Origin of the sequence: uncultured Marivita sp. (assembly GCF_947488135.1) — a bacterium.
In the GTDB taxonomy this organism is placed as follows: Bacteria; Pseudomonadota; Alphaproteobacteria; order Rhodobacterales; family Rhodobacteraceae; genus Marivita.
Map to the genome: position 1 here is coordinate 94,614 of NZ_CANKYW010000007.1, position 18,103 is coordinate 112,716.

Genomic DNA, 18,103 nt, shown 5'->3' on the forward strand with positions numbered 1-18,103 from the left:
CTTACTGTCCCCGCATGTCGCGTAATTCGATGGCCCGCCCAGCCGTCATGGTCAGGTGGCAATTCGCGCCAACGATGGTGCGGATCGTGCCGTCCTGCCACATCGCGTAGCGCGCCGCACAATCGGCATCACGGAAGGCGATCCAGGCCCGCTGCGCATCGCGCAAGGCATCGGTCCGGTCCATCACGGTCGAGTACCCTGCCGCGTCGGCCTCGGCATTGACCGCTTGCGTCGCCGTGTATTCTTCGTTCAGGATCGCGTCCCATTCCGCCGTTTCGGCCTGAATACACTGGGCAATCCCGATTGTGGTTGAGCCGTCGGGCAGATCCTGACACTGGCCTGCCGCCTGGCCAAGACAGGGCGGATACATCGCGCCGATCTCGGTGGTGTCAAAGCAATCGCGGACGATACTCTTGTCGATGGCGAATTCCTGCGCAGGCGCAATCTGCGGTGCCAGCATCAGGCAAAATGCGATGGGAGCGTATCTCATGACAATCCTTCCTGCCGCGCCCGGGCCTTCAATTCCTTGCGGATCACCTTGCCGGTGACAGTCATCGGAAGCTCTGACAGAAATTCGATTTCCCTTGGATAAGAATAGCTTGCAAGTCGATCTTTTACCCATGACTGAAGATCCGTAACCGAGGTGTTAACCCCGTCCTTCAGCACCACGTAGGCCTTCACGATCTCGGTGCGCAGCGCGCAGGGCTTGCCGACGACGCCGCAGGTGGCGACCGCCGGGTGGGTGAGCAGGCAATCCTCGATTTCCGCCGGGCCGATGCGGTAGCCGGACGAGGTGATGACGTCGTCCTCGCGTCCGACAAAGCGGATCGTGTCGCCATCCATCACGCCGCGATCCCCGGTCAGCATCCAGTCGCCACGATACTTCGCCGCCGTTTCCTCGGGTTTGCGCCAATATTCCAGCATCATAGAAGCGGATCCACGGCGTACCGCGATGTCGCCTTCACCCTCGCACGGCAAACCAGCCTCGCCGATCACCGCCACCTGATGCCCCGGCACCGCGCGCCCCATTGCGCCCGGCACGGAGTCGAAGGACGCGCCGCAAGAGGACACGATCATGTTGCATTCCGTCTGGCCGTAAAATTCGTTGATCGTCACGCCGAACGCGTCACGCCCCCAGGACAGCATCTCGGCCCCGAGCGTCTCACCCCCTGACGCGACCGAGCGCAGCCCGTCGATCCGGGCGTCTTCCGCCTTGAGCATCCGCAGAGCCGTTGGTGGGAAAAAGACATTGCGCACAGATGCTTCTGTGCAAATCCTTACGCACTCTTCGACCGAGAATTTGGGCATCCGCGCCGCAACCACCGGCACGCCAAGCGCCAGCCCGGGCATCAGCACGTCAAACAACCCGCCGATCCAAGCCCAGTCAGCGGGTGTCCAGAGCACGTCGCCCTCCTGCCCGAGGAAATCATGGCTCATCTCGACACCCGGCAGATGGCCGGTCAGCACGCGGTGCCCGTGCAACGCGCCCTTGGGTGAACCTGTGGTGCCGCTGGTATAGATCAGCACCGCGGCATCATCCGGCCCGGTATCGACCATCGCGCGGGTGCCGGAGGACGCGCCCAGATCGCTGCGGGTGATGGTGGCCACGCCCAGCCCGGTCATTTGCACCACGCCCTCCAGATCGGTCACGACCACGCCCAGCCCCGCATCCTCGATCCGGGTTTTCAATGCGTCCGTGCGGAAGAGCTTGAACAGCGGCACGGATATCGCGCCCAGCCGCCATGCCGCGATATGCGCGGCGGCGCAAAGCGGTGATTGCGAGAGCAGCACGCCAACCCGGTCGCCCTTCATCACGCCACGTTCGATCAGCGCGACCTCGACCTGACGCGAGCGATACCAGAGATCGCCATAGGTGATCCGGCGGGTCACGTCCGGCGTCACCTCGATGATCGCCACGCGGTCCGGTTCTGTCGCCGCCCAGCCGTCACAGACCTGGTGCGCCATGTTGAGAGATGGCGGCAAATCCCAGTCGAACCCCTTGCAGAGGGCGTCATAAGACTTCGGTCTGAGCATTGGGCGCGCCGTCATGTCGATGGCCGTCCCGACACGGCCCCGACCGAAATCAGGCTGCCGAAGCGATTTACGTGATAGAGGATGTCGGCACAGCGCACGGTGATCCACGCGCCACCGACCTGCCCCGCCAGTCCGACGCAATCGGACACCCGCGCGTCGGCGCTGCCGTCCTGCGTCACGTAGCGATGGGTCATTGCATTGATCACATCCGTCTCCGTTATCGTGGCGGCGATCCATCCGTAGCGAAACGCCAGCAACGCCCCGACCAAGGTGGCAAGGCCCAAGGGCACCCACCAGACCCAGCGTGGCACAGCTCTAGCCCATCGCCGCCATCATTTCTCGTCCGACGAGCATGCGGCGGATCTCGGACGTGCCCGCGCCGATCTCCATGAGCTTGGCGTCGCGGAAGATCCGCGCCACGGGCGCGTCGGATAGGAACCCGGCCCCGCCCATCGCCTGCACCGCTTGATGCGCCTGCACCATCGCCTGTTCGCTGGCATAGAGACAGCAGGCGGCGGCGTCCTGACGGGTGACGTCACCCCGGTCGCAGGCCTTGGCGACCTCGTAGACATAGGCGCGGGCGGAATTCATCGCCGTGTACATATCGGCCATCTTGCCCTGCATCAGTTGGAAGCTGCCGATGGGCTGGCCGAACTGCTTGCGCTCGGCCATGTAGGGCATGATCTCGTCCAGGCAGGCAGCCATGATGCCAAGGCCGATCCCAGCCAGCACGACACGTTCGTAATCGAGGCCGGACATCAGCACGCGCACGCCCTTGCCCTCTTCGCCCAGCACGTTCTCGAACGGCACTTCGACGTCATCGAAGATCAGTTCCGCCGTGTTCGACCCGCGCATCCCCAGCTTGTCGAAATGCGGGGAGGTGGAGAATCCTTTGAACGTCTTTTCGATCAGGAACGCCGTGATGCCCTTGGACCCGGCATCGGGATCGGTCTTGGCATAGACCACCAGCGTGTCGGCATCGGGGCCATTGGTGATCCAGTATTTGCTTCCGTTCAGCTTGTAATGATCGTTCCGCTTTTCCGCGCGCAACTTCATGGAGACCACGTCGGACCCTGCCCCCGGCTCGGACATCGCCAACGCACCGACATGTTCGCCGGAAATCAGACCGGGCAGGTATTTCGCCTTCTGATCGGCATTTCCGTTCAACTTGATCTGGTTCACGCAGAGGTTGGAGTGTGCACCGTAAGACAGCGACACCGAGGCGGACGCACGCGCAACCTCTTCCACTGCCACGGTATGCGCCAGATAGCCCATTCCCGCGCCGCCATATTCCTCGTCCACGGTGATGCCCAGTAGGCCAAGCTCACCCATCTCGGTCCACAACTCGGGCGGAAAGGCGTTCTTCTGGTCGATCTCGGCCGCCATCGGTTTGACCCGCTCCTGCGCCCAGCGGTGCACCATCTCGCGCAAGGAATTGACGTCTTCACCCAGATCGAACTGCATGGTCGCGTTGAACATTCGCCTCTCCCCAAGAGCGGACTTATTGAACACTTGTTCAAATCCTAGAGGAAACCCCCACGTCAGGTCAAGCGCAAGGAACCGCCGGACCCGGCCCGCGTTGAGCGACTGAACCGCATTTCAACGCGAAAGGACACGCAATGACCGCGACACTCACCGAAACATTCTGGAACAACATGAGCAAGATCCACGTCGTCCTTCTTGGCGCGGGCGGCGGCACACCGGTGCCGATGTCCCCTCTCGCACGGAAAGAAGACACCGCCATCTGGTTCATCACCTCCGCCGATCACGACACGTTCAAGGCTGCGAAGGCTGGCGAAGGGGCTGACATTTACCTCTGCGATTCGGCCGGGAAAATGTACGGCACCATCAAGGGCCGTCTTTCGGTCTCGGACGATAGCGAAAAACTGGACGAGCTTTGGTCGCCGATGGCCGCCGCGTGGTTCGAGAACGGCCGCGAGGATGACTCGGTGCGATTGATGAAATACACTCCGACCGAAGCCGAGATCTGGGCCACCGACGGCACCGCCAAATACCTGTTCGAGACGATCAAGGCGAATGTCACAGATTCCAAACCCGATACCGGCGAATACGGTATGATTCACTTTTAAGGACCGCACATGAAACGAGTTGGAACCGCCTGCCTTCTGGGCTTGCTCTGCCTGTCCCCCGCCCAAGCCGAACAGATCGGTGAGGTCGGCGTGGATTGGGTCGGCAACGATATCATCATCGAAGCCATCGCAGACCCGGATGTGGCAGGCGTGACCTGTCATATCGCCTATTTCGAACGCGGGCTGATCGATCGTTTGAGCAAGGGAAACTGGTTCGAGGACCCATCGAACGCGTCAATCTCTTGCCGTCAGACCGGACCCATCGAAATTGGCGATATCGACCGTGATGACGATGGTGAGGATGTCTTCCGCGCCTCGCGGTCGATCATCCTCAAATCATTGCGCGTGAAGCGGATCTTCGACGAAAAGAACCAGACGCTGGTGTATATCGCCCATGCGGCGGAATTGACGGACGGGTCGGCCAAGGTGTCGATGTCGACCGTGCCGCTTTATGGGTCTGACTAGGCCAAAAGCCGCGCGGCCACGCCCGGCAGTTCATCGAAATGATGGATGATCGCATCGGGTTCGAGCGCCGCCATGTCTTCGCCGGACGGACCGAAACCGACCAGAACACAGGCAACGCCGACCGCGCGGGCTGTGTCGCGGTCGGTTTTCGTGTCTCCGATCAAACAGCTTTGCGCCACCACGCCACCCGCCCGTTCGACCGCCGCGATATAAGGCGCCGCATCGGGTTTTCGCGTGGGCAAGGTGTCTGCCCCGATCAGCGACCCGAACGCATCCCGCACGCCCAGCCGTGTCATCAGGGTTTCTGCCAGACCTTCGGGCTTGTTCGTGCAGATGCCGACGGCCATTCCGTTCGATTTCAACAGCTCCACCGCGTCCATCGCGCCCGGATACATGACGGTGTGCACATCCAGCGCATCTCCATACGCGCTCAGCAGTTCGGGATACCACTGTTCCACCAATCCGGCGGAATACTGCCCGGCGCGCTCGAGCCCGAGGGTCAGCATGGCTTTCCCACCCCGAAGCGCCGTGCCCGCATCGGTGGCGGGATCAAGCCGGGTGTCGAACCCCATACGGTCAAAGCAATGGTTGGCCGCGGCGATCAGGTCGCCGCTGGTGTCGGCCAGAGTGCCGTCGAGGTCGAATATCACTGTCCGCACCGGGTCTCTCCTGTCACAACTCGCAATCATGTGTGAAATTAGCTGCCTTGCGGCATTGGCCCAGACCGATAAAAGGACCGTGAGCAAAACACAAAGAGAAACCTGATGAGCATAGCCTTGGTGATCCTCGCAGCGGGCAAGGGCACGCGCATGGAGTCCGATCTTCCGAAAGTCCTGCACAAGATCGGCGGCGCGCCCCTGTTGCACCACGCGATGCTCTCGGCCTCGGCGCTGGAGCCGGAACGGACGGTGGTCGTCACCGGCCACGGAGCGGAATTGGTCGAGGCCGCAGCGCGGGATTTCGATGAAGACGTGCTGACCGTTCGACAGAAAGACCAGCTTGGTACGGCGCATGCCGTGGCGCAGGCGCGCGGCGCGCTGGACGGGTTTGAGGGCGACGTCATCGTGCTATACGGCGACACGCCGTTTATCACGACCGAAACCTTGGAGGCCATGATCGCCGCGCGGGTCACGCATGACGTGGTGGTGCTTGGCTTCGAGGCGACTGACCCCAGGCGCTACGGGCGTCTCATCGTCAATGGCAACACGCTGTCGAAAATCGTGGAGTACAAGGATGCATCGGATGAAGAACGCGCCGTAAAACTCTGTAATTCAGGGGTAATCTGCGCGGATTCCGAAACGCTCTTTGACCTGATCGACGCCGTCGGGAATGAAAACGCGGCGCAGGAATACTACCTGACTGACATCGTCGGCATCGCTAATGAGCGCGGCCTGAAAGCCACCGCCGTCACCTGCGACGAGGCGGAAACGTTGGGGATCAATTCCCGCGTCGAACTGGCCGCTGCCGAGGCGACATTTCAGGCCAACCGCCGCCGTGACCTGATCGAAGACGGGGTGATGATGCAGGCCCCCGACACAGTGTTTCTGTCCTTCGACACAATCATCGGCCGCGACGCGGAGATCGAGCCGAACGTGATCTTTGCCCCCGGCGTTACCGTCGAATCCGGTGCACGCATCCGCGCCTTCAGCCATCTCGAGGGCGCCCATGTCAGTCGCGGTGCGACGGTCGGCCCCTTCGCACGCCTGCGCCGCGGTGCCGAACTGGCCGAGGACGTGCACATCGGCAATTTCGTGGAAATCAAGAACGCCTCTATCGACGAGGGCGCAAAGGTCAATCATCTGACCTATATCGGCGATGCTTCGGTCGGCGCGCGCAGCAATATCGGCGCGGGCACCATCACCTGCAACTACGACGGCGTGATGAAGCACAAAACGACGATCGGACGTGATACATTCATCGGATCGAACACCATGCTGGTCGCGCCCGTGACCGTGGGCGACGAGGCCATGACCGCGACCTCAACGGTCGTCACGAAAGACGTGCCAAACGGTGCCATGGCCATCGCCCGGACCGAGCAGACCAACAAACAAGGCTTCGCGCGCAAACTTTTTGCAATGCTGCGCGCCAAGAAGGCCAAGCAATTAAAGGGATAGATTTAGATCATGTGTGGAATTGTCGGCATTTTGGGCAAGCACGAGGCTGCCCCTCTTCTGGTCGATGCGCTCAAGCGGCTCGAATACCGCGGTTATGACAGCGCCGGGATCGCCACCGTAAACGACGGCAAACTGGACCGCCGCCGCGCCGTGGGCAAACTGGTGAACCTGTCCGACCTTCTGGTGCACGACCCGCTTCCCGGTAAATCCGGCATCGGGCACACCCGCTGGGCCACCCATGGCGAGCCTAACACGAAAAACGCCCACCCGCATCAATCGGGCCCGGTGGCGGTTGTCCACAATGGGATCATCGAGAATTATAAGGACCTGCGCGCCGAACTTGCGCAGCACCAGATCACGCCGCAGACCGACACGGATACCGAAACCATCGCCTTACTGACACATCACCTGATGCAGCAGGGCTTGGGCCATGTGGACGCCGCCCGCGCCTGTTTGGCCAAGCTCGAAGGGGCGTTCGCTCTGGCCTTCCTATTCGATGGCGAGGACGACCTGATCGTCGCCGCCCGCCGTGGCAGCCCCTTGGCCATCGGTCACGGCGATGGCGAGATGTTCGTCGGATCCGACGCCATCGCCTTGGCGCCGTTGACCGACACGATCACGTATCTCGAAGAAGGCGATTGCGCCGTTGTCACCCGGCAGACGCTTGATATCTTTGACGAAAGCGGTGCGCGCGTCACCCGCGAAAGCCGCAAGATCAACACTGACGCGACCCGCGTCGACAAGGCTGGCTACAAGCACTTCATGGCCAAGGAAATCGCCGAACAACCCACCGTTCTGGCGGACGCCCTGCGCGCCTATCTCGATGGGACGACCATCGTCTTTCCGGCGGAACTGCCCGATTTCACCAAGATCGAACGTCTCACACTGGTCGCTTGCGGCACGGCATTCTACGCCTGCCTGACGGCAAAATACTGGTTCGAACAACTGGCCCGACTGCCCGTCGAAGTCGATATCGCCTCGGAATTCCGATATCGGGAACCGCCGGTAGCCCCCGGAACTGTCGCGATTTTCGTGTCGCAATCGGGGGAAACCGCAGACACTTTGGCGGCGCTGCGGTACTGCAAAGGCAAGACGGACAGCATCCTTTCGGTGGTCAATGTCGCCGAAAGCTCCATTGCGCGGGAAAGCGATGTCGCCCTGCCGATTCATGCAGGGGTCGAAGTCGGGGTTGCCTCGACCAAAGCCTTCACTTGCCAGCTCAACACGCTGTTGTTGCTGGCCTTGCACGCAGCCTCCCAGCGCGGCACGATGAGTTCCGACGATCTCAAGGACACCCTGACTCACCTGCGCGCCTTGCCGGGCCTTTTCAACGCCACGCTCGACCGCGATCCGGCGATGGCGGACGCGGCGCACAAGATCGCCGAGGCGCGAGATGTTCTGTTCCTGGGGCGTGGGCTGATGTATCCTCTCGCCCTTGAAGGCGCACTGAAATTAAAGGAAATCAGCTATATACACGCTGAAGCTTATGCATCGGGCGAACTCAAGCACGGTCCCATCGCGCTGATCGACAAGTCGGTTCCAGTGATCGTCATGGCCCCGCGCGACGCGCTTTTCGAAAAGACGGTGTCCAACATGCAAGAGGTGATGGCCCGTGGTGGCAAGGTCTGCCTCATCACGGATGCCGCCGGGGCGGAGGCCGCGGGCTCGGATGTCTGGCGCACCATCATTTTGCCCGAAGTGTCGCCGATCCTGTCGCCCTTGCTTTACGCGCTGCCGGCGCAGCTTCTGGCCTATCACGCCGCCATCGCGAAAGGCACCGATGTGGACCAGCCCCGCAACCTTGCCAAATCCGTCACCGTGGAATGAAACTCGACGACGCCATCGCGGCTCTGACGGCCAAGGCCGACCCCGGGCGCGCGGAACAGATGGCGGTCTATCACAAGGTGGACCGCCCGTATCTCGGTGTCGCCAATCCGGAAACCGATATCCTCGTACGGGAGTGGCGCCAGACGCTCGACCTCGACAACCGGCTCCGACTTGCCCGCGATCTGTGGCAAACGAATATCTTCGAGGCCCGCGTCGCGGCGGCGAAATTGCTCACTCAGGCGCGGATCAAACCCACCGACGATGACGCCTGGCATCTTATCCAATCCTGGATGCCCGATTTCGACAGTTGGGCCATCGCCGATCACGCCTGTATCGCCGGTCAGAAACGCCTGGTCGCCGATCCGTCGCGCCTCGATACTGTTGAGACGTGGACAACGAGTGATCATATGTGGACCCGACGCGCGGCGCTGGTCATCACCCTGCCGTGGACCAAGCAGAACCACCCGACACCCGACGATATTGCCGCGCGCGAACGCATCCTCGGCTGGGCCACGACCTATTTGACCGACCCGGAGTGGTTCATTCAGAAAGCGGTCGCCTGGTGGCTGCGCGACCTGTCCCGCCATGATCCGGACCGCACCCGCGCGTTCCTCGCGGAACACGGCGACAGGTTGAAAACCTTTGCCCGCAAAGAGGCCGCGCGCCATCTACCCGCCTGAAAACACCTGCACTTCGACCAAACCGGTGAGCGGCACGCCGATCAACCGCATCGCGGGCAGCGACATGCGGCTGCCGCCCCCGTCGATCGGGATCAGGTCCACCTGCGCCGACTGCCCGGTCTCGGGATAGACCACGCGCCCGGAACCTGCCGCCGACACCAACGATGTCTCGAGCCAGAACCCCGGACGGGCCGGATCGCCCAGCGACACGACGGTCGTGCCCAAAGACCGCTCCGCCGAAGCCGCCGCCGGAGCGGCCGCGGCCTCACGTTCTTGCGCTGTCGTCGTGTCGAATTCATCCACCGTGCGCGCGGTCGCAGGCGGCCGACGCGCCGCCGCATCCGTCTCCGCAGGACGCGATTGTGGCCTCACCTGCCCGTCATTCGCTCCGGGCGCGGATTGCGGGGACATCTGCAACGCGCCGCACCCGGTCAACAGCAGACAACTCCCCAGAATTCCAAGTTTCTTCAGCACCGCGTCCTCCGACTTTTGTCCCGCACATGATTGCACCGGCATACTTGCCCAGTCTGTAGCGAAAGGCTAGGCTCCCCGGCATGACACCGCTTATTGATCCCTTCCAGCGCGCGATCACCTATCTGCGCGTTTCCGTCACCGACCGTTGCGATTTCCGCTGCGTGTACTGCATGTCGGAAAACATGACCTTCCTGCCCAAGAAGGAATTGCTGACGCTGGAAGAGCTGGACCGCATGTGTTCCACCTTCATCCGGCTGGGTGTGGAGAAGCTGCGCATCACCGGGGGTGAACCGCTGGTGCGGCGGGACATCATGACCTTCTTCCGGTCGATGACTCGCCATCTCGACGCCGGCACGCTCAAGGAATTGACGCTCACGACCAATGGCTCGCAACTCGAACGGTTCGCGGACGATCTGTTTGCCACCGGTGTGCGCCGCGTGAACATCTCTCTCGACACACTGGACGATCAGAAATTCGCCGACATCACCCGGTGGGGGCGCCTGCCGCAGGTGCTCAAAGGGATCGACGCCGCGCAAAAAGCGGGGCTTCGGGTCAAGATCAACACCGTGGCACTCAAGGGTTTCAACGAGGACGAACTGTTCACCCTCACCGAATGGTGCCACAGCCGCGACATGGATCTCACCTTCATCGAGGTCATGCCGATGGGCGACATCGGCAACGAGGACCGTCTCGGCCAGTACTGGAAACTCAGTGACCTGCGCGACGAGCTTCGCAAAGAGTATACCCTGACTGACCTGCCCGAACGCACCGGCGGCCCGGCCCGCTACGTCCGGATCGAGGAAACAGGTCAGAAGATCGGCTTCATCACGCCGCTCACGCATAATTTCTGCGAAAGCTGCAACCGCGTGCGCCTGACCTGCACGGGTGAGCTGTTCATGTGCCTCGGCCAGGAAGACAACGCCGATCTCCGCTCGGCCCTGCGCAACCATCCGCAGAGCGACGCACCGCTGGAACAGGCGATCCGCGACGCAATCACGCTGAAGCCCAAGGGCCACGATTTCGACTATTCTCGCCAAACCGTCGACGGCCGCGTCTCGCGCCACATGAGCCATACTGGCGGCTGAGCCGTCGCAGCTACGAGGGGCCAGCCCCTCGCGCTCCCAGAGGTATTTTCAGCCCAAAGAAACCTTGAAGCGACGAAAAACCCGCCGCGCACAAGACGCGACGGGCGCAGAAGCGGTCTGAAGGATCAGAGGCTTCTTCGGGCACGGCCATCGGCGCCTCCGCCTGTACCGTGTCTAGAGGATAGCGCGTTAACCTTAACAAAAGGTTTCTTTGGGCCAGAAATACCTTGGGGGGAGGCGCGCAGCGACGGGGGGCAAAGCCCCCCAACCGCGTGGCGCGCCGAAGGCGTGACGCGCAAAAGCTGTGCGCCGCAGGCGCTCCTTATCGTCACACCCGCGAAATCTGCCCACCGCCAACGGGCGCACGCACGCCCGTCGTTCCCGGGGCCGAGGTCGGCAGACCGCACATTACCCGCACGGCAAGATAGGCAAAGGCCTGCGCCTCCAGCATGTCGCCGTTCAGACCCACCGCTTCGACGGGCTGTACCGGGCAATCGAGCGCAGACTCCAGCATCGCCATCATCACCGGGTTGTGCCGCCCGCCGCCAGTGACGAGCAGGCGGTCGGGCGCCACCGGGCAATGCTCCATCCCCTGCATCACGGCGGCTGCCGCCATCGCCGTCATGGTGGCCGCCGCATCCGCATCGCCAAGCTCGCGCACGAGATCGAGCATCAAGGAAAAATCGTTCCGATCCAGCGACTTCGGTGGCATCTTGCGGAAATAGCCTTCCTCCAGAAACAGCTCCAACGCGCCATCCACAACCTGCCCCTGCGCCGCCAGCGTACCGCCCTCGTCAAAGGGCAACCCGCGCCGCTGCATCATCAGATCATTGATCGGCGCGTTCGCGGGGCCGGTGTCGAAGGCCAGCAAAGCACCGGGATCCTCAGGTCTGCCCGACGCCGGATCGACCCAGGTCAGGTTGCCGACGCCCCCGAGGTTGAGAAAGGCCAGCGTCGCCTCCGCCCCGATCCACTTCGCGCAGGCCCAGTGAAAGAACGGCGCCAGCGGCGCGCCTTCGCCGCCAAGCTCCACGTCATTCGATCGGAAGTCCCAGACGACCGTGCGCCCCAGTGCCTCGGCCAAAGCCGCGCCATCGCCCAATTGATGCGTGCCGCGCCCTTGCGGGTCATGGGCCAAGGTTTGCCCGTGAAACCCGACCACATCCGCATCGAACCCGCGCAACGCCGCGATATGCGCGTCCAGCACCACGGCGGAGGCTGCCTCCAGATCGTCCCCCGGCCATTTGCCCAGAGCCGCGCGCAGCACGGTTTGCTCCTCGGCCGAATACCCGCGATAGCGCGATGGACCGAACTCGGAAATCGTCATCCCTTCTGTCAGGACCAGCGCCGCGTCCACGCCATCCAAGGACGTGCCCGACATCGCACCCAAGGCCCAGATCGGTTCTGCCAACTTGCCCTTCACCTTTTCCCCTGCCCTGCGTATAGCTGCCCCACCAATCTATAACGAGGCAACCCCATGACCTACCATCCCAAATCGGACTTCATGCGCGTCATGATGGAGCGTGGCTTTCTGGCCGATTGCACCGATTACCAGGGCCTTGACGAGGCACTGATCAACGGGGTGGTGCCGACCTATATCGGCTATGATGCCACGGCGAAATCGCTGCATGTGGGGCATCTGCTGAACATCATGATGCTGCGCTGGCTGCAAAAGACAGGGCACAAGCCGATCACCCTGATGGGCGGCGGCACCACCAAGGTGGGCGATCCGAGCTTTCGCGCGGATGAACGCCCGCTGCTGACGCCCGCGCAGATCGACGACAATATCGACGGCATGAAGCAGGTCTTCGCCAAGTACCTGACCTACGGCGACGGCGCGACAGACGCGATCATGCTGAACAATGCCGAATGGCTGGACGGTCTCAACTACCTCGATTTCCTGCGCGACATCGGGCGGCATTTCAGCGTCAACCGAATGCTGTCTTTCGAGAGCGTCAAATCCCGCCTCGACCGCGAACAGTCGCTGTCCTTCCTCGAATTCAACTACATGATCCTTCAGGCCTATGACTTCCTTGAACTCAACCGCCGCTATGGCTGCCTGTTGCAGATGGGCGGGTCGGACCAGTGGGGCAATATCGTCAACGGGATCGACCTCACCCGACGCGTGCTGGATCACGAGATCTACGGGTTGACCTCGCCGCTGCTGACCACCAGCGACGGCAAGAAAATGGGCAAGAGCCAGGGCGGCGCGATGTGGCTCAACGCCGACATGCTCACCCCGTATGAATTCTGGCAATTCTGGCGCAACACCACCGATGCCGATGTGGGCCGTTTCCTGAAGCTCTATACCGAGCTGCCGCTTGACGAATGCGACCGCCTTGGCGCGCTGGCGGGATCCGAGATCAACGACGCCAAGATCGTGCTTGCGAACGAAGTGACCACATTGTGCCACGGGGCCGAGGCGGCGCACGCGGCCGAAGCCACGGCGCGTGAGGTGTTCGAGAAAGGCGGCATCGGTGACGACCTGCCCACCGTTGCCCTCACGTCCGAGGATATCGGCGACGGCATCTCCATCGTGCAACTGATCGTCAAGACGGGTCTCGCCAAATCCGGCAAAGAGGCCAAACGCCTCATCGCGGAAAACGGCGCAAAGATCGACGATGCGCCGCTGACGGATGCAGGCCTGATGATCGACGCGGCGGCCCTTGCCTCTCCGATCAAACTCAGTGCCGGCAAGAAACGCCACGCGCTGGTCAAGTTGGACTGACCACGTTCGCGGGAGGCCCCGGACAAGTGCCGGGGCATCCTTCGCGCTGGTTTTAACCAAACCGCAACCTTGCGACGCTATTCCAGCGGGATGGTGCCCAACCCTCTGCCCCAATCCGATGAATACGCCCGAACTTTGCGCGCCCTTGGCACCGGGGTTCGCATCGACACCATCTCGGACGCCGGACGCTGTCTGATCCAGACGCGCGCTTTTCTCCTGATCGGCCAGGTGAACCTGATCTCACGCGGGCCCGTGGGCGTGACGCCGGATGACGCCGCCGCCTATCTTCACAGGCTGGACTTGAAGGGACCGCTGGTTGTCAACGCCGACAATCACGACTTCCGTGGTGCCGGGCACATCCGTCTTGCCCGCGCAAAAAGCGTTGCACTGCTATCGCTCTCCTCTCCAGACGCTATGCGAGCCGCCTTTCACCAGAAGTGGCGCAACGCGTTGAACAGGGTCGAAGATACGGGACTCCGCGTCACCAACACGCCTTACCACCCGGTGAGGCACAATTGGGTGACCGCCGCTGACGATGCGCAGCAAAAGGCCAAGCGGTATCGCAACTGGCCGCTCTCTCTGCTCAACACCTTCGCCGCCGAAAACCCAGGTCGGGCGCGGGTGATCACGGCCTTCGACGCGAAAACGCCGCTCGCCGCGATGCTGTTTCTCTGCCATCGGCCCTGGGCGACGTATCACATCGGGGTCACGCTGCCCGAAGGTCGCCGCAGAAACGCGCACAATCTGACGCTTTGGCACATGATGCTCTGGCTGGCGGCGCGGGGGTATACCACGCTCGATCTTGGCCTGCTGACCGGTCCGGACAGCCTTGACCGGTTCAAACTCCGCACCGGGGCGGCGCGCCACGATCTCGGCGGCACATGGTTGCGCCTGCCAAGGATCCGCCGTCAGTTCCCCAGCATCCAGGTCCCGTCCGGCCAGAAGGCGTGATAGGCAAAGGCAAACATCACGTCATGCGGCACGTCCCGCCCCTGCCCGTCGCGCACCCGGATAGAGCCGACATCCCGGCCGTCGCCGATCCGCGCGGTATCGAGCGCCGAAGCCTGACCGGCCCGCCAGGAAATCACGACCCCGGCCTCGCGCACCTCACCCTCGCGGGCCAGACGCGCCATCGGCCAGGCTCGGTCGCCGACGCGGATCACCCGCGCCAAGGCGTCGATCCCGTGGGGCGGCATCTCGCCGGAATAGAGGAACGGTTTGGTCGAGCTGTCATAGCCACGATAGGGATTGCGCCCGTAATCTCTGTTATATGCCGGTTCGGCCATCACCAGCCCATCGGGATGGCGGGCAGAGAACTCGGCCCAGCTTTCCATCCAGCTTGGCAAAAGTTTCAGTTCCGCCCCGGTCAGATCGCCCACAATCGCCTCGCCGATTGCTTGCTGCCACCAGCTTTCCGTTTCGCGATCATACATGATCATGTCCGAATTCCGCAGCTTCCCGGTCACGCCGAAGGTCAGAACCCGGCCATTGACCCGACGGTCGAAACTCAGGGCCGAATTGCACAAGGGGCAAAAGGTGACGGCCACAGGCACGCCCCCCACCACATCGTTCACGATCTCATGCCAGGTGAGGTAGCGGATCGGATAAGCTCGCGGCTGCCCGCCCATGTCCAAAGTGATCACGGGCTCGGCCGGGTCGAGCCCGGTCTTGCCGGAGGCGCGCACGAAATCGGGATCGCTCAGCGCAGGAATGCCATCCTTCGGCGGCCCGCCCGACAGGATCTCCACCCAATTGGGAACCGTGGTCTTTTCGAAATTCGTGTCGGGCCACTCGTTGCGCCAGAACTCCGGACTGGCCAGGGCGGACCCGACCAGAAGCATCGAGACCAGGGCGGACAAGATCGACAGGCGCATGGGACATCTCCTCCAGATGCCATCCAGCTTGACGCAAACCGCCGCATCTGCACAGCCCGCCCACGCCATTGTGACAAGGCGCGACCCCCTCGTTCTTCTTTTTGCAAATATGCAAATGCTCCGTTGCAAACCCGCAAAGCGTCATGGTTCAGCAAAGAGTTTGCAAATAGCGCCCATTGCCGATGCCGCCTCAACGCGGCGTCGGCTGAGACTGTGCGCGGTCCGAACCGGGCCGCGCACCGCAAGGTCACTCGGTGACGGTCACATCCGCCATGACATCGGGCTGACCGATGACCGCCCCGTTCTGGCCTTGGCCGCGCTTGATCGCATCGACGATCTCCATGCCCTCGGTCACTTCGCCGACGACCGTGTACTGGCCATTCAGGAAATAGCCTTCGTCGAACATGATGAAGAACTGCGAATTGGCCGAATCCGGGCTTTGCGACCGCGCCATTCCGACGACACCGCGATCGAAGGGCAGATCCGAGAACTCGGCGGGCAGGTCCGGGCGGTCCGATCCGCCGCGCCCGGCCATGCGCATGTCACCGCCGTCGAGCTTGCCGAACTCCACGTCGCCGGTTTGCGCCATGAAGCCGTCGATCACGCGGTGAAAGACCACGCCGTCATAAGCGCCCTCTTCCGCAAGCGCCGTGATCTGCGCCACGTGCTGGGGGGCCACCTCTTCGAAGAGGTCGATCACCACGGTGCCATTGGCCTCGCCCGCAACCTCGATCTGCAACCCTGTTGCCAGCGCCGGGGACGCCAGCAGCGAAAAGGCGAAAGCGAGTTTACGCATCGGCGGCCACCTTGACGGAGATCATCCGGTCCGGGCTCGCAGGCGGCTCGCCGCGGGTGATCGCGTCCACATGCTCCATGCCCGAAATCACCCGGCCATAGACGGTGTACTGGCCATTGAGGAAATGGTTGTCCGAAAAATTGATGAAGAACTGCGAATTCGCGGAATTCGGGTTCTGCGAGCGCGCCGCACCAAGCGTGCCGCGATCATGTGGCAGTTTGGAGAACTCCGCCGGCAGGTCCGGCAGGTCCGACCCGCCCGTGCCCGCACGGCGGATGTTGAAGCCGTCTTCCATGTCGCCATGCTCCACATCACCGGTTTGCGCCATGAAGCCGTCGATCACCCGGTGGAAACACACGTTGTCATAGGCTCCCGACCGCGCCAGTTCCTTCATGCGCTCGGCGTGTTTCGGGGCCACGTCCGGCAGCAGCTCGATGGTCACCGTGCCGTCCTTGAGCTCCATCAGGATCGTGTTTTCAGGGTCTTTGATCTCGGCCATGCCGCGCTCCTTCAGATGATTGGTTGCGGCAAGACTTAAAGCGCGCCCCCGCGATTGCCAAGGACGTCATTGACCTCTGCGCCCCGGAGCGCCATCACGGGGGTCAGATGGGATCAGGAGGGACAGATGGCCTGGAAAACGCTCGACGATATGGATCTTGCCGGAAAACGCGTGCTCACGCGGGTGGATATCAACGTGCCGGTGGAAAACGGAACGGTCACCGACGCCACCCGGATCACCCGGATCGTGCCCACGATCACGGATATCCTGGACAAGGGCGGTACCCCAATCCTGCTGGCGCATTTCGGCCGCCCCAAGGGCAAGCCGAACCCCGAGATGAGCCTTCGCCTTGTCCAGCCCGCGCTGGAAGAGGCGCTGGGGCGGTCCGTCACCTTCATGGAGCAGCCCTCGCGCGACCAGATCGACGCGCTGCCCGCCAATACGGTTGTGCTGGTGGAAAACACGCGCTTTTCCCCGATGGAAGAAGCCAACGATCCCAAGATGGCCGAATTCCTTGCCTCGCTGGGGGACGTCTACTGCAACGACGCCTTCTCGGCTGCGCACCGCGCCCATGCCTCGACCGAGGGTGTCGCGCATCTCCTGCCCTCCTGCGCCGGGCGGTTGATGGAAGCGGAACTCAGGGCGCTGGAGAAAGCGTTGGGACATCCCGAACGCCCTGTCGTGGCCGTGGTCGGCGGCGCCAAGGTGTCGACCAAGCTCGACCTTCTGTCGAACCTCGTGGAAAAGGTCGATATCCTGATCATCGGCGGCGGCATGGCCAATACCTTTCTCGCGGCAAGCGGCATCGACGTGGGCAAATCGCTCTGCGAGCATGATCTGGCCGACACCGCCCGGGCCATCGCCGAAAAGGCGACGACCACCGGGTGCGAGATGCTGTTGCCGCGCGACGTGGTGGTGGCGCGTGAATTCAAGGAAGGCGCCGAGGCGCAGGTGGTCAAGACCGAAGACTGCCCGGCCGACGCGATGATCCTCGACGCCGGGCCCGACAGCGTGGCGCATATCTGCCAGGCCTTCGACAGGGCCAGGACGCTGATCTGGAACGGACCGCTGGGGGCGTTCGAAATCCCGCCCTTCGACGCCGCGACCAATGCGGCGGCGGCTTATGCGGCCGGGCTCAGCCGGTCGGGCAAGCTCGTGTCCGTGGCCGGTGGGGGCGACACGGTTGCCGCGCTCAACAAGGCGGATGCGGCGGAGAGCTTTACCTATATCTCCACCGCCGGCGGCGCGTTCCTGGAGTGGATGGAAGGCAAGACCTTGCCGGGTGTCGCCTCCTTGGGCTGATCCACGCCGGACCGGCGGGTCCTGAAAGCCACACTGGGCGGTTTGCCGCGGAAAAACCGCGTGCGGGGAATTCCATCGGGGGTTGCCCTGTGCCATCGTCGCGGCACGCGCCCGACAAGAGGCGCGGTTCGAGGT

Annotated in this window: 19 protein-coding genes; 9 read left to right on the forward strand and 10 right to left on the reverse strand. The window is 62.8% G+C overall.

The window, feature by feature from the left end; genetic code table 11:
* Position 1: 1 nt before the first annotated feature.
* From Q1B16_RS17630 to Q1B16_RS17645, 4 genes are read right to left on the reverse strand one after another with little or no spacing between them, the layout of a single operon-like run.
* Positions 2-490, reverse strand: a complete 489-nt coding sequence (locus Q1B16_RS17630; RefSeq protein WP_299791918.1) for a lysozyme inhibitor LprI family protein — start codon at positions 488-490, stop codon at positions 2-4.
* Complete coding sequence (locus Q1B16_RS17635) at positions 487-2,034, reverse strand: AMP-binding protein (protein ID WP_299791921.1); 1,548 nt, start codon at positions 2,032-2,034, stop codon at positions 487-489. The genes Q1B16_RS17630 and Q1B16_RS17635 overlap by 4 nt, the downstream gene beginning before the upstream one ends.
* A gap of 11 nt (positions 2,035-2,045) precedes the next feature.
* Positions 2,046-2,345, reverse strand: coding sequence for a hypothetical protein (locus Q1B16_RS17640; protein ID WP_299791924.1), 300 nt, complete (start codon positions 2,343-2,345; stop codon positions 2,046-2,048).
* Between the two features lie 4 nt (positions 2,346-2,349).
* A complete protein-coding gene (locus Q1B16_RS17645; protein WP_299791927.1) occupies positions 2,350-3,513 on the reverse strand; it encodes an isovaleryl-CoA dehydrogenase in 1,164 nt (387 codons plus the stop codon).
* Positions 3,514-3,653: 140 nt separating this feature from the next.
* Here Q1B16_RS17645 and Q1B16_RS17650 point away from each other — a divergent pair, with 140 nt between their 5' ends.
* Together Q1B16_RS17650 and Q1B16_RS17655 are read left to right on the forward strand one after the other, a co-directional pair.
* Positions 3,654-4,124, forward strand: a complete 471-nt coding sequence (locus Q1B16_RS17650; RefSeq protein ID WP_299791930.1) for a pyridoxamine 5'-phosphate oxidase family protein — start codon at positions 3,654-3,656, stop codon at positions 4,122-4,124.
* 9 nt (positions 4,125-4,133) lie between these two features.
* A complete protein-coding gene (locus tag Q1B16_RS17655; protein ID WP_299791933.1) occupies positions 4,134-4,589 on the forward strand; it encodes a CreA family protein in 456 nt (151 codons plus the stop codon).
* Here Q1B16_RS17655 and Q1B16_RS17660 read toward each other — a convergent pair.
* A complete protein-coding gene (locus Q1B16_RS17660) occupies positions 4,586-5,248 on the reverse strand; it encodes an HAD-IA family hydrolase (protein ID WP_299791936.1) in 663 nt (220 codons plus the stop codon). The genes Q1B16_RS17655 and Q1B16_RS17660 overlap by 4 nt on opposite strands.
* 105 nt (positions 5,249-5,353) lie before the next feature.
* Here Q1B16_RS17660 and glmU point away from each other — a divergent pair, with 105 nt between their 5' ends.
* From glmU to Q1B16_RS17675, 3 genes are read left to right on the forward strand one after another with little or no spacing between them, the layout of a single operon-like run.
* Complete coding sequence (glmU, locus tag Q1B16_RS17665; protein ID WP_299791939.1) at positions 5,354-6,703, forward strand: bifunctional UDP-N-acetylglucosamine diphosphorylase/glucosamine-1-phosphate N-acetyltransferase GlmU; 1,350 nt, start codon at positions 5,354-5,356, stop codon at positions 6,701-6,703.
* 9 nt (positions 6,704-6,712) lie between these two features.
* Positions 6,713-8,530: a glutamine--fructose-6-phosphate transaminase (isomerizing) gene (gene glmS, locus Q1B16_RS17670; protein WP_299791942.1), complete on the forward strand. Its 1,818-nt coding sequence runs from the start codon at positions 6,713-6,715 to the stop codon at positions 8,528-8,530.
* Complete coding sequence (locus Q1B16_RS17675) at positions 8,527-9,210, forward strand: DNA alkylation repair protein (protein ID WP_299791945.1); 684 nt, start codon at positions 8,527-8,529, stop codon at positions 9,208-9,210. The genes glmS and Q1B16_RS17675 overlap by 4 nt, the downstream gene beginning before the upstream one ends.
* On the opposite strand, the gene Q1B16_RS17680 is transcribed toward Q1B16_RS17675, so the two are convergent.
* Positions 9,199-9,684, reverse strand: a complete 486-nt coding sequence (locus Q1B16_RS17680; protein ID WP_299791947.1) for a hypothetical protein — start codon at positions 9,682-9,684, stop codon at positions 9,199-9,201. The genes Q1B16_RS17675 and Q1B16_RS17680 overlap by 12 nt on opposite strands.
* Before the next feature lie 80 nt (positions 9,685-9,764).
* Here Q1B16_RS17680 and moaA point away from each other — a divergent pair, with 80 nt between their 5' ends.
* Positions 9,765-10,769: a GTP 3',8-cyclase MoaA gene (gene moaA / locus Q1B16_RS17685; RefSeq protein WP_299791949.1), complete on the forward strand. Its 1,005-nt coding sequence runs from the start codon at positions 9,765-9,767 to the stop codon at positions 10,767-10,769.
* A gap of 328 nt (positions 10,770-11,097) precedes the next feature.
* Here the strand turns inward: moaA and Q1B16_RS17690 are convergent, their stop codons facing one another.
* On the reverse strand, positions 11,098-12,192 hold the full coding sequence (locus tag Q1B16_RS17690) for an anhydro-N-acetylmuramic acid kinase (protein ID WP_299791951.1): 1,095 nt from the start codon (positions 12,190-12,192) through the stop codon (positions 11,098-11,100).
* 54 nt (positions 12,193-12,246) lie between these two features.
* Between Q1B16_RS17690 and tyrS the strand changes: the two genes are divergently transcribed.
* Together tyrS and Q1B16_RS17700 are read left to right on the forward strand one after the other, a co-directional pair.
* A complete protein-coding gene (gene tyrS / locus Q1B16_RS17695) occupies positions 12,247-13,497 on the forward strand; it encodes a tyrosine--tRNA ligase (protein ID WP_299791953.1) in 1,251 nt (416 codons plus the stop codon).
* 69 nt (positions 13,498-13,566) lie between these two features.
* Positions 13,567-14,448: a GNAT family N-acetyltransferase gene (locus Q1B16_RS17700; RefSeq protein ID WP_299791955.1), complete on the forward strand. Its 882-nt coding sequence runs from the start codon at positions 13,567-13,569 to the stop codon at positions 14,446-14,448.
* Here Q1B16_RS17700 and Q1B16_RS17705 read toward each other — a convergent pair.
* From Q1B16_RS17705 to Q1B16_RS17715, 3 genes are all read right to left on the reverse strand, one after another.
* A complete protein-coding gene (locus Q1B16_RS17705; RefSeq protein ID WP_299791958.1) occupies positions 14,406-15,371 on the reverse strand; it encodes a DUF3179 domain-containing protein in 966 nt (321 codons plus the stop codon). The genes Q1B16_RS17700 and Q1B16_RS17705 overlap by 43 nt on opposite strands.
* Before the next feature lie 247 nt (positions 15,372-15,618).
* Complete coding sequence (locus Q1B16_RS17710) at positions 15,619-16,167, reverse strand: peptidylprolyl isomerase (RefSeq protein ID WP_299791961.1); 549 nt, start codon at positions 16,165-16,167, stop codon at positions 15,619-15,621.
* Complete coding sequence (locus Q1B16_RS17715; protein WP_299791964.1) at positions 16,160-16,666, reverse strand: peptidylprolyl isomerase; 507 nt, start codon at positions 16,664-16,666, stop codon at positions 16,160-16,162. The genes Q1B16_RS17710 and Q1B16_RS17715 overlap by 8 nt, the downstream gene beginning before the upstream one ends.
* 126 nt (positions 16,667-16,792) lie before the next feature.
* Here Q1B16_RS17715 and Q1B16_RS17720 point away from each other — a divergent pair, with 126 nt between their 5' ends.
* Positions 16,793-17,968 (forward strand): phosphoglycerate kinase, encoded by a 1,176-nt coding sequence (locus Q1B16_RS17720; RefSeq protein ID WP_299791967.1) that lies wholly within the window; start codon positions 16,793-16,795, stop codon positions 17,966-17,968.
* The last annotated feature ends 135 nt before the right edge of the window (positions 17,969-18,103 follow it).

Excerpts from the sequence above, each read along its gene's own strand:
- Q1B16_RS17630 (WP_299791918.1), bottom strand. The coding sequence starts at position 490 with ATGAGATACGCTCCCATCGCATTTTGCCTGATGCTGGCACCGCAGATT.
- Q1B16_RS17635 (WP_299791921.1), bottom strand. The coding sequence starts at position 2,034 with ATGCTCAGACCGAAGTCTTATGACGCCCTCTGCAAGGGGTTCGACTGG.
- Q1B16_RS17645 (WP_299791927.1), bottom strand. The coding sequence starts at position 3,513 with ATGTTCAACGCGACCATGCAGTTCGATCTGGGTGAAGACGTCAATTCC.
- Q1B16_RS17650 (WP_299791930.1), top strand. The coding sequence starts at position 3,654 with ATGACCGCGACACTCACCGAAACATTCTGGAACAACATGAGCAAGATC.
- Q1B16_RS17655 (WP_299791933.1), top strand. The coding sequence starts at position 4,134 with ATGAAACGAGTTGGAACCGCCTGCCTTCTGGGCTTGCTCTGCCTGTCC.
- glmU (WP_299791939.1), top strand. The coding sequence starts at position 5,354 with ATGAGCATAGCCTTGGTGATCCTCGCAGCGGGCAAGGGCACGCGCATG.
- glmS (WP_299791942.1), top strand. The coding sequence starts at position 6,713 with ATGTGTGGAATTGTCGGCATTTTGGGCAAGCACGAGGCTGCCCCTCTT.
- Q1B16_RS17675 (WP_299791945.1), top strand. The coding sequence starts at position 8,527 with ATGAAACTCGACGACGCCATCGCGGCTCTGACGGCCAAGGCCGACCCC.
- moaA (WP_299791949.1), top strand. The coding sequence starts at position 9,765 with ATGACACCGCTTATTGATCCCTTCCAGCGCGCGATCACCTATCTGCGC.
- tyrS (WP_299791953.1), top strand. The coding sequence starts at position 12,247 with ATGACCTACCATCCCAAATCGGACTTCATGCGCGTCATGATGGAGCGT.
- Q1B16_RS17705 (WP_299791958.1), bottom strand. The coding sequence starts at position 15,371 with ATGCGCCTGTCGATCTTGTCCGCCCTGGTCTCGATGCTTCTGGTCGGG.
- Q1B16_RS17710 (WP_299791961.1), bottom strand. The coding sequence starts at position 16,167 with ATGCGTAAACTCGCTTTCGCCTTTTCGCTGCTGGCGTCCCCGGCGCTG.
- Q1B16_RS17715 (WP_299791964.1), bottom strand. The coding sequence starts at position 16,666 with ATGGCCGAGATCAAAGACCCTGAAAACACGATCCTGATGGAGCTCAAG.
- Q1B16_RS17720 (WP_299791967.1), top strand. The coding sequence starts at position 16,793 with ATGGCCTGGAAAACGCTCGACGATATGGATCTTGCCGGAAAACGCGTG.